Here is a 4,291-nt window from a genome sequence, read left to right on the forward strand (position 1 = left end):
TGGCGGGAGCAAACTTCATGATTATCGCACCTTACTGTTTTTATGTTCAGAGGTGTCGCACTTCGTACTTGAATCCAAGGATAGGAAAATGAGTGAGGTCGAAGATCCCAAGTCACCGTGTATTAGACAGTGCTGTTTAGGTGAAATGGATATTTGTTTGGGATGTTTCAGATCGTTGAATGAAATTATTGATTGGCATTCTTCAACGATAATTGAAAAGAACAAGATTCTTATTGCATGCCGTCAAAGAAGGGAATTGGCTCAAAAATCGAGGTTTTAGCTTTCTCTAAAAGTATTACTGGTGATAATTTTGTCTAAGTTGGCTGAGAATTTGTTAGAAAATGAGCATATAAAAACGGCCCTTGACGTCGTGGGCCGCTGATATTTAGTAATGCAAGGCTAGTGCTCAGGTGTTTCTAGCAGCTTGATGGCACTTTCAACTGCATTATTGATCGCTTGGTCATTTTCAAGTTTTCCTGAACTTGCTGGCCCAAGGGCTCTAGAGTATAGAGCTAATTGTTTGTCCAAAGGCAAGCTCAACTGTTCATACAGATTTTCGCGAATTTTTGCATGTTGTTCAGGATCTTGGTTTGCAAGGCTAATAAGTGTTTCATAAATAAGAGCTTTCATATCATGTCCATTTTATTATAGTTAACTTGGTGCGTATGGATTATAGCTGAGCCCTTAATGTAAATCTTGTGCAACAATCACATAACAAACGGCTCAAGAGGGATTGCCAACGCATGGCGACTTTGGTGCAAAATTGAAGTTCAGTGTTTAAGTGTGTTTTTTGAGTTCGGCGGTGCGTTGCCAACCCCTTAGCCGGGCGTTATATTTTTGTTTTACGTCAGTGGATAAAGGAAAATATGAAAAGAATAATGTTAGTCTCTTTATGCTGCTTCAGTTCGGCAAGCATGGCGACGATAGGCATTGCCGAAGGTAATTACCAAGATAATGAAAGGGATAGGGTCATTGAGGCTAAGCTATTTTACCCAACAACTATGACCACACCTGAAACTATTTTCGCTGAAAACATAGCTTTCTATGGGTTTAAGGCTGCTAAATCAGCAATCCCAAAGGGTAGGAATTTTCCATTGTACATCCTAGTTCACGGAACTTCGGGTAATTGGAAAAATCTATCATGGCTTGGAAGCGAGTTAGCTGAGAAAGGTGCTTTTGTCGTGTCAGCAAATCATCCTAGTTATACAACAGGTCAAGCTACGCCGGAGAGTGTCCTTAGAATGTGGGATCAGCCTAGAGATGTCTCCTTCCTTGTTGATCAGATACTATCAAGTGATTACGCTCAATATGTAGACAAAGATAATATAACTGTCATCGGTTACTCTTTGGGTGGTTACACAGCATTAGCATTAGCAGGCGCCAAATTCGATATTAAGGGGTATCAGGAATACTGTAATCAGCACAATGATACGTCATGCGATTATTACAGCAATGCATTCAATGATCTTTCACTACAGGAACGCCTTATGATCTCAGGCGATTACAGAGATAAACGGATAACAAATGCAGTTGCTATCGCTCCAGGCTACGTGCCTGCGATATTACCCAAATCGTTAGATACTTTGTCGGCAAAAACTCTAATAGTTGGTGCTGAATTGGACAAGACTATCCCGCCCAACTTACAAATTACTCCGTATATAAATACCAGCCTGAGCAACCTTTCTTACAAAGAAATCAAAGGTGCTTCGCACTTTAGTTTTATGCAAGTTTGTAAGCCTCAAGCTATTGAAATATTGGCAGAAGAAGGCGCAGCTTTTGTTTGCCAAGAAACTGGTAACGTCGATCGAAGCTCAATTCATCAAGGGTTGCTTGAGGTATTGAGTCCACTGAAATAAAAAATATAACAAACAATTTAAGAGGGATTCCCCACGCTTGGCATTTTTTGTTTGTGTTTAGTTTAGTGTTTACGGTGTCCAAATTGGGTGTCGTGGTCGCGTGGCTCCCCCCTTAATTGGGCGTTATAACTACTTTTTGAGTACATCATTAGGAGAACGAGATTGTACGAAAGTTCATTTGAAATTCGGCTCGATTATAAACCTTCGACAGGCAAGCCTGAACGAGTGTTTTTGGCGATGGCAGCTTATGTGACTGCTTTTGAGAACTTGACGTTTACTGTCGGCAAATCAGTAGATGCTGACCTTAATTTCACTTATGAACTTTCGGGCGTTCAAATTGGTTCTCTGAAAAGCATAATCAAGTGTACTTCTGGCTTGCAAAAAGTAGCTAATGCGTTGACTTCAATACCTCTATACATCGCTAATTCAATGGTTGATTTAGATAGTATCGAAAACGAAGACGTTATCGATAGCGCCGTGAAAGGTGTCGAGGACGGACTTCTTGCGCATGGCGCTGTAGAGTTCCCCAATCAGGTTAATATTGACCGTTATCAATACGCCAAAGATCTCAAAAGCCTTTGCAAGGCTTCTGAACTACTGGCTGATGGCGAAACTATTGACATTCGTACGCCTCAGGCTAACAACGTCACGTACCTAAATACGAGAGTCAGATTCGATAAAGAGGTCGACGATTTATTTGTTGCTGACAGCACAGAGGTTAAAAAAATCGAAACCTTACTGGTAAAAAAGCCAGTATTCTTAGGTGACTCTCAGTGGGACTTTAAGAGTGTAGAGAGAAATGTCTCATTCTCAGCTTCCATAGAGCATAAGGAATGGCTAGGTCGTTATCAAAGCTGTGATCTTGGGCATTTAGACCCAGGAGATGCATTAATTGCTTATGTCTGCTATCAGGCAGTGAGGTTGAAAGGCTCAAAGACATATACTCATAAACAGCACCGTATCTTGCATGTCGAACGTGTTGTAAAAGGAAAAGAGCTGCAAATTCGTATTGAAGAAGCGGAGAAGTATCGTGAAGACAGCAAATAGTAATATTCTTGCTTTAATTGCTGACTACATTTTCGTAATACTGCCTTTCGTCATAATACTGATTGTAAGAAGTGCCCAAGGGGTGAGTGGTTCTTTTTATATGCTTCCCGATTGGGGCATAGCCGCAACCATAGTATACGGACAGTTAATTGTTAAGCTTGCTACGGCTCTCGCTAAAACGAATAAGCCAAAGAAAACTTCAGCGGTGAACTTCTATCTAACGGTATTAATTGCCTTTGGTCTAGTGGTCAATGTGGTGATTAATATTCTGATGTTAGTTATTCCAAACGAGGTACTAGGTAAGACTCAGATAGTACTGTTTACTTTGGCTACCATTTGTCATTTTATTATCGGATCAGCTGTAAATCATATAGAGTCGGCAACAGAGAAAGCGTAGTTATAACAAAGCATTTAAGAGTGATTCGCAACGCTTGGCAGTTTCGCTTCGCTCAAGTATAGCCAAACGTCGCTCACACCTTAATGCGGCGTTAACCCTCTTCTGGGTATATGTAAATAAATTCAATCACTTGACTGATTTTGATAATTGGCTCTCTCTTTTTTGAGGCTGAATGTGTTGATATATGCCAGCTTATATAAAACTGAGGTTGGCATTGAAATGAGTGATAGATTTTGTGAAAAGTGTGGCAAACAAACAGAGCATAAAGAGCTCATAAAACAAAAGCCCTCAAAGTATGGAAAAAGTAAGAAAGAACAATTTAAGGCTTTTCTGGAGGGCTTTTTTGGTGGTGTGGCAAGCCCAGTTGGAGCATCGCTAGATTTAATCAACAGATATGTAGTTTGCAGTGAGTGTGGCCATAAGACTTTAGATAATCAAGGAGATGAATTTCTTTAGTCATGAGCGTGTTGCAGAGAGTTAACAAACGGCTCAAGAGGGATTGCCAACGCGTGGCGACTTTAGTACAAAATTGAAGCTCAGTGTTTACAGTATGTTTTTTGAGTTCGGCGGTGCGTTGTCAACCCCTTAGCCGGGCGTTATGCAACTCAGGTTAATTTAGGGGCTCAATCTTTTGGGATTTCTCCGGCTATTCGTTTTGTGTTGTCGGCAAATGAACTTTTTCACCCTCAGATTCGTGGTTAACTCAAACCGTAAAACAGACAAGATTCTTGGTTTGCCTCAATCATTTTTAGCGTTGGCTTGCTGCCAATTCAGCGGGCGCAAAGTGTGGAAAGGACAAGTTTATCGAGCATTTTGTACTTGCTGAAGTTTTCGCTCGTTGAGTTTTCCTAACATAAAAGCTTGGTTTGTTGCTGAAAGGTGGACTTTGTTTTGGTAGCTCATTTATCACGGCTCTTGCTTGGGTTGATTCTTGAATCACTCAACTATTGCAATTGTGGCTTTTGGTCGTGTAAGTTAAGTTTATCTTATT

At 40.6% G+C, this 4,291-nt stretch carries 6 protein-coding genes; 5 read left to right on the forward strand and 1 reads right to left on the reverse strand.

Going from position 1 to position 4,291, the window contains the following annotated elements; genetic code table 11:
• The first annotated feature begins 88 nt into the window (after window positions 1-88).
• Window positions 89-280 (forward strand): DUF1289 domain-containing protein, encoded by a 192-nt coding sequence (locus tag AACR75_RS13220; protein ID WP_081989805.1) that lies wholly within the window; start codon window positions 89-91, stop codon window positions 278-280.
• A 119-nt stretch (window positions 281-399) separates the two neighbouring features.
• Here the strand turns inward: AACR75_RS13220 and AACR75_RS13225 are convergent, their stop codons facing one another.
• The gene (locus tag AACR75_RS13225) at window positions 400-630 is read right to left on the reverse strand and encodes a PAS factor family protein (RefSeq protein WP_017049171.1); all 231 of its coding nucleotides are present in this window, start codon (window positions 628-630) and stop codon (window positions 400-402) included.
• Between the two features lie 236 nt (window positions 631-866).
• Between AACR75_RS13225 and AACR75_RS13230 the strand changes: the two genes are divergently transcribed.
• The 4 genes from AACR75_RS13230 (at window position 867) to AACR75_RS13245 (ending at window position 3,756) form a co-directional block, all read left to right on the forward strand.
• Entirely contained in the window at window positions 867-1,856 is a 990-nt protein-coding gene (locus AACR75_RS13230; RefSeq protein WP_047690447.1) for an alpha/beta hydrolase family protein, read from the forward strand.
• A 162-nt stretch (window positions 1,857-2,018) separates the two neighbouring features.
• Window positions 2,019-2,903, forward strand: a complete 885-nt coding sequence (locus AACR75_RS13235; protein ID WP_047690450.1) for a hypothetical protein — start codon at window positions 2,019-2,021, stop codon at window positions 2,901-2,903.
• Window positions 2,887-3,300 (forward strand): hypothetical protein, encoded by a 414-nt coding sequence (locus AACR75_RS13240; RefSeq protein ID WP_047690452.1) that lies wholly within the window; start codon window positions 2,887-2,889, stop codon window positions 3,298-3,300. The genes AACR75_RS13235 and AACR75_RS13240 overlap by 17 nt, the downstream gene beginning before the upstream one ends.
• 219 nt (window positions 3,301-3,519) lie before the next feature.
• On the forward strand, window positions 3,520-3,756 hold the full coding sequence (locus tag AACR75_RS13245) for a hypothetical protein (protein ID WP_047690454.1): 237 nt from the start codon (window positions 3,520-3,522) through the stop codon (window positions 3,754-3,756).
• Window positions 3,757-4,291 lie beyond the last annotated feature (535 nt).

Source organism: Vibrio sp. ZOR0018, assembly GCF_963865925.1.
Taxonomy (GTDB): domain Bacteria; phylum Pseudomonadota; class Gammaproteobacteria; order Enterobacterales; family Vibrionaceae; genus Vibrio; species Vibrio anguillarum.

Coding starts and splice junctions, on each gene's coding strand:
- AACR75_RS13220 (WP_081989805.1), top strand. CDS start 89: ATGAGTGAGGTCGAAGATCCCAAGTCACCGTGTATTAGACAGTGCTGT.
- AACR75_RS13225 (WP_017049171.1), bottom strand. CDS start 630: ATGAAAGCTCTTATTTATGAAACACTTATTAGCCTTGCAAACCAAGAT.
- AACR75_RS13230 (WP_047690447.1), top strand. CDS start 867: ATGAAAAGAATAATGTTAGTCTCTTTATGCTGCTTCAGTTCGGCAAGC.
- AACR75_RS13245 (WP_047690454.1), top strand. CDS start 3,520: ATGAGTGATAGATTTTGTGAAAAGTGTGGCAAACAAACAGAGCATAAA.